The 3,763-nt window shown below is 56.6% G+C and carries 5 protein-coding genes and 2 pseudogenes; 2 read left to right on the forward strand and 5 right to left on the reverse strand.

What is annotated here, in order from left to right; genetic code table 11:
• The 3 genes and pseudogenes from QD461_RS36365 to QD461_RS36375 form a co-directional block, all read right to left on the reverse strand.
• A pseudogene (locus tag QD461_RS36365) lies at positions 1 to 279 on the reverse strand (IS6 family transposase); the annotation flags it as partial.
• Positions 280 to 377: 98 nt separating this feature from the next.
• Positions 378 to 671: a type II toxin-antitoxin system RelE/ParE family toxin gene (locus QD461_RS36370; protein WP_414091617.1), complete on the reverse strand. Its 294-nt coding sequence runs from the start codon at positions 669 to 671 to the stop codon at positions 378 to 380.
• The gene (locus QD461_RS36375; RefSeq protein ID WP_414091618.1) at positions 671 to 925 is read right to left on the reverse strand and encodes a type II toxin-antitoxin system ParD family antitoxin; all 255 of its coding nucleotides are present in this window, start codon (positions 923 to 925) and stop codon (positions 671 to 673) included. Before QD461_RS36375 ends, QD461_RS36370 begins: the two co-directional genes overlap by 1 nt.
• A 381-nt stretch (positions 926 to 1,306) precedes the next feature.
• On the opposite strand from QD461_RS36375, the gene QD461_RS36380 reads away from it, so the two are divergent.
• Positions 1,307 to 1,564: a type II toxin-antitoxin system Phd/YefM family antitoxin gene (locus QD461_RS36380; RefSeq protein ID WP_113372627.1), complete on the forward strand. Its 258-nt coding sequence runs from the start codon at positions 1,307 to 1,309 to the stop codon at positions 1,562 to 1,564.
• Positions 1,561 to 1,944, forward strand: a complete 384-nt coding sequence (locus QD461_RS36385; RefSeq protein WP_163994487.1) for a type II toxin-antitoxin system VapC family toxin — start codon at positions 1,561 to 1,563, stop codon at positions 1,942 to 1,944. The genes QD461_RS36380 and QD461_RS36385 overlap by 4 nt, the downstream gene beginning before the upstream one ends.
• A 126-nt stretch (positions 1,945 to 2,070) precedes the next feature.
• On the opposite strand, the pseudogene QD461_RS36390 reads toward QD461_RS36385, so the two are convergent.
• Both QD461_RS36390 and QD461_RS36395 read right to left on the reverse strand, forming a co-directional pair.
• Positions 2,071 to 2,586 (reverse strand): annotated as a pseudogene (locus QD461_RS36390) (transposase); the annotation flags it as partial.
• A 10-nt stretch (positions 2,587 to 2,596) separates the two neighbouring features.
• Positions 2,597 to 3,763: ISL3 family transposase (locus tag QD461_RS36395; RefSeq protein ID WP_414091619.1), on the reverse strand; the 1,167-nt coding region annotated here is incomplete at its 5' end.

Here is a 3,763-nt window from a genome sequence, read left to right on the forward strand (position 1 = left end):
CCAGTGTTTTGTGCCGCTGATCGAAACGACGGCTTCATCGAGATGCCATTTGTCGCCGAGCCGACCTGACGAACGCCGACGGATCTGATCGGCGAAGGTCCGTCCGAATTTCTCTGCCCACATCCGCACCGTCTGATGCGAGACGATTATCCCTCTCGCTGCCAACATGTCCTCCACCATTCGCAAGCTCAAGGGGAACCGAAAATACAGCCAAACCGCGTGGGCGATGATATCGGCTGGAAAGCGATGTCGGCGGTAGAGCGGGTCACGAACGGTCATGACCAAGCATCACATGCCAGCATCCATAATCCGTTAACTTGGCGATGCCGCTTTAATGCCTCTGACACGACGATGCTTATTCGTCCGTTTAGCGAGGCTTAAGCGGAATCGCCGACCCAGTCTTCATGTCCATGGCGTATTCGGATCACGAAAATTGCTCCGCCCTCCTCAATCCGATAGACAATGAGATGGGCTTTGAAAGGATGAATTCTAACCGGCGGCGAAATCTCTTCTCGCTCACGAGCCATTCGCGGGTTGGCAGCGATCAGATCAAGCATAGCGAACAAGTCATCATGGTAACGCCTAGCCTGGGCGGTTCCGAACATGCGTACACCTTGTTCGGCGATCGCAATGATGTCCTCTTCCGTTTCAACTGAAAGGCTAAAACGCATTACCTGTTGCCGTGCGTTGTTTCTCCGCGCGCGACGGCCACAGCAAAGAGTTCATTCTTCGACCGACTACCAACGCCGCTTTTGAGACCGTCATCAACAAAACGCTGCATGGCGGCAATCTTATCGTTGCGAGCTTGGTCCCTGCGAATCAAGTCGCGGACATAATCACTAGCATTCGAATATCGCCCAGTCTTCGCTTGCGCCTCGACCCAATCTTTCATCGAGTCGGGAAGAGATACATTCATCGTCGCCATTCGAGCCTCCGTAGTGCGAGTAGGTTACACAATGTTGGCAAAGTTTGTCAAATCGATCGTTGCAAATCGGGCACGCAATTCGACCAGGCGCGATCTTTATACACGCCCCGTCACTGCAATAATGCGCCCTCGACAGAGTAGGACGCCACCTTTCAAATAACCCCTGCTCTTGAACCAATTCGAACTGACCACCCATTGGTACGAAGACCTATCCGTCTGAAATTCCCCAGTAATAGACACCGGGTTTGCCCAATTGGGATCTCCGATTTGGGGCGCTTCCGAACTATCCTCGCCAGGGGTCCACCGGCGACCTTGACTTAGACCAAGTCATAGACCATCTCTTGGGAGGGCAATATGGGAAAGCTTATAGGAGTCTAAGTGATGCGCGTGTCTGTCAGCGAAGCCAAAGGGCAACTCACTGAGCTGGTGAAGCGAGCCGAAGCAGGAGATGAAGTCATCCTAACCCGTCGCGGCCATGAGATCGTGCGCCTGGTTGCCGTCGCGGTCTCACCCGGCCTGAAGGGGCGGCGCGCCTTGATGGAGAAAGCCAGGGCATCGGCCGTAGCCAAGGCGCTTCAAGGGCCAGCGGCCGCCCGCAGCCAGGACTTTCTTTATGACGACGACGGGATGCCGGCATGATTGCAGTTGATACATCGGCGCTCATGGCGATTGTGCTCGACGAGCCGCAGGGCGAAGCCTGCATGACGGCAATCGAAGAGGCGGATCGACTGTTGATTTCCGCCGGCACCGTCGCTGAAGCCCTCATCGTAGCCTCACGACGCAATGTCGGCGAAGAAGTCAGCCTACTCATTTCAGGCCTCGGCTTCGAGATTGTGTCCGTAACAGCTGCCGCCGCCCGGCGAGTTGCTCATGCCTACGGCCGATGGGGCAAGGGTGTCCATCCGGCTGGACTGAATTATGGCGATTGCTTTTCGTATGAAGTCGCCAAAGAACACGATTGTCCTCTGCTTTATGTGGGCGAAGACTTCACGCAGACTGACGTTCGGCGGGCTCGCTAGCGCCTCTTCTCAATCGAAACGGGCGAACTGACTGGCAGTTGAAGAGCCGTGGAACGTCCGATTCACGTTTATGGGCGCTGGTGCATCGATCGTAGTGCGAGCGGAATTCGGTCTTTGATGCTGCGGCTATGCGGTAGCTTTTCGGCACCGGACGGATTTCGGGCGGGCACATGCCAGCCTTCGATTGAGGACGGTGCAGCCGATGGCAACTTCCGTCTGCTGTGCTGCGAATGAGCGTGCTCGCAGTGGGCGGCCAATGATCAACTTGTAACGACCGATCGCGGTCTCGACCAGTGATCGTTTCCCGTAGCCGGTCGCGACCTGCCAGCCCATCCGGCCATCGGCGTTGATCGCCGCAATGTGTCGGTCTCGATGAGTTGGGCAATCACTGTTTGGTCGTTCCAGTGCATTGGCGCGGGGTGGAATGATCACCAGCGCTTTGGGACTGTGCCTGGTGACGGCGTCGTAGGTCGGGTTGCCGTCATAGGCTCTATCGGCAATGAATTGCCCGATCGGCATGTCGATCTGGTCACGCAGCGGCTCCACCTGCGAAGCGTCGCCGGCATCCTGGTCCGTCATGACGTGCGCGATGATATCGCCGCTGTCGGCATCGAGTGCCAGGTGTAGTTTGCGCCAGTTCCGAGGTTCATCCTCACTTTCTGTGRTTCAGCGGCAGCATTCTCGCCCTCATCAGTTCTGGGCCGGCACGACCGTACATCGCCCGCTTCAGCATYTTGAGCCGATTGATCTGCCCTTCGGCTTGACCGTTACTCCATCGGAGTTCGATTGCATTTTTGACGGCGTCAATGTCCCGGCGCAAAACGCTTGCGAAACGCATGATCGCCGTGAGCTCGGTGTCGATGGCATCGTCGATCCAWTCGTCCAGTGCCGTTGAGTTCCTGCTGCGCAGGATGCCGTTGAAGCGCATGGCCAAGCCACGCATTGTGGCGAATACCGTCGAGCCCTGCTTCAAAGCATCGACCTTTCTGGTCTGGCGATCTGTCAGCAGTCCGCGCGGCTTTATGCACAAAGCTGCAGCCACCACAGATGAGATCATATGGCCAGTCTCAGGATCGCGGACGGGTTCTGAGACATCCATATCCGGAGGCGGCTCGTCGAGTTGAATGTTTTCAGCCTCGCGCCACACCTTCAACAGCCGCTCCAGATTGGAGCGGCTGCCGGTATAACCGCGGTTCTTGATGTCGTAAARCAGATGGCGCCCAACCCGATTTCCATTTTTCCAGCATTCAGCCAGGAAAGCTTCAAAATACAATGGCGATGTCGGATTCAATGCTGCCCGGTTTCTGTCTSGTGGTGCATTGGAAGTAAGCCAATTCGCGATGCTGCGGCGCTCGTATCCGGTCCGTCTTGCAATCTCGCTGTAGGTGAGGCCCTGCTGGCGCAAAGCTTGAAGCKTGTCGAAWATTTCCTGACGAGATTGCCTGTGCGCCAAGCGGGCACGGCGCTGTTGTGACCTGGCGCTGGCGATAGCATCTTCGGAGAGTATCGGCCTAATATGGGCGTGACCATAAACGCTGATCTGCTCCTTGATTGCCTCCCTGAGATTTTGAACCAGATGAAAACGGTCAGTCACCTGGCGGGCCTGAGGCGCGCCCTCTCGCGCTGCCTGAGCATACAAACCACAGCGATCTCGGCTCACGACCTCGATCGTCGGACGCACTTGCAACCAAGATTTTGCGCTCTCGACGCTGCGATCCTGCAAAACATCGACGACCGAATGACGCTCAAGATCGACCATGATCGTCCCATAGCGCGAGGAATGCCGCCAACTCCAATCATCAATGCCCACAACCCGGAT

The sequence above is a fragment of the Rhizobium sp. BR 314 genome (assembly GCF_047445805.1).
Lineage (GTDB): Bacteria > Pseudomonadota > Alphaproteobacteria > Rhizobiales > Rhizobiaceae > Rhizobium > Rhizobium lusitanum_B.